This is a genomic window from Streptomyces sp. AC602_WCS936 (genome assembly GCF_019049125.1).
In the GTDB taxonomy this organism is placed as follows: domain Bacteria; phylum Actinomycetota; class Actinomycetes; order Streptomycetales; family Streptomycetaceae; genus Streptomyces.
This window is the reverse complement of the sequence record NZ_JAGMUF010000095.1, coordinates 1-991: the sequence shown is the minus strand read 5'-3', so window position 1 is coordinate 991 and position 991 is coordinate 1. Positions and strand designations below refer to the sequence as shown.

1 protein-coding gene and 1 pseudogene are annotated in these 991 nt (G+C 64.8%); both read left to right on the top strand.

The genetic code is table 11. From position 1 onward, the window contains the following. Nucleotides 1-207: pseudogene (locus tag KUM03_RS29160) on the top strand (hypothetical protein); the annotation flags it as partial. Nucleotides 208-478: 271 nt separating this feature from the next. Further along, nucleotides 479-991: 2-oxoglutarate and iron-dependent oxygenase domain-containing protein (locus tag KUM03_RS29155; protein ID WP_217253129.1), on the top strand; the 513-nt coding region annotated here is incomplete at its 3' end.

Genomic DNA, 991 nt, shown 5'->3' with positions numbered 1-991 from the left:
CACCGCGTCGCCACCCCCCACCCCGACGACACCAACTCCCGCCTCACCATCCCCTACTTCTACCTCCCCAACCACGACGCCCTCATCGAACCCATGCGGGGCGACGGAGGGTCGCCGGGTGCCGACGGGGGGTCCGGCAACGGCGTGATCGCCGGGGAGTGGATGTCGCGCAAGATAGAGAAACTGTTCACCGGCGCCGCCTCGTAGCGGGACGTCCGGGTTCCCGACCCGGCCGATCCACCGCCGGCGCGCCTCCCCTCGCCCGGCGCCCGACGGTGGATCGGCCGTTCCACGGAAAAGGGAAAGCCAAGCGATACGCGCTTGATTCGGTGAGTTGACAGATTCCGTCATGAAGCATGGAAACCGCCCTTCCGGCACACCTAGTGTCAGGGCGAGACGCCGCTGAACAGGACGAATTATCCGCGGACACTCACCGCCCAGCAGATCCCCGAAGCACTTCGGGGAGAGAGGGAAAGCCGTGAGCAGCGATCAGCCCACCGTCATGATGACCGATGACTATGTTCCGGTCATCGATCTTTCCGCCCGAAAAGACCCGGGAAAGCGCGCAGAAATCGCCAAGGCAATCGGAACAGCTTTGGGCAGGTCCGGTTTCTTCATCATCGTCGGCCATGAAGTACCGAAAGACCTCACGGACCGCATGTTCACGGTGACCAACGGGTTCTTCAAGCTGCCGGAACCGGAAAAGGACCTCGTCGCGTCCCGTCCGGGTGTGTCCGGGTACCGCAGGGCGGGCGGCACCCTCGCACGCAGTCTCGACCAGAAGACTCCCCCGGACCTGTGCGAGACGTTCGCCGCCCATGTGACGGGCGAGCTGGCGGACGAGGAGCGCCACAAGCTCGGCAACGAGTGGGCCAGCTGGACCCACAAGAACATCTGGCCGGAGAATCCGCCGGAGTTCCGGAAGGTATGGCAGGAGTACATGACGGCCATGGGCGAACTGGCCGCCGACCTCATGCACCTCTTCGCCACC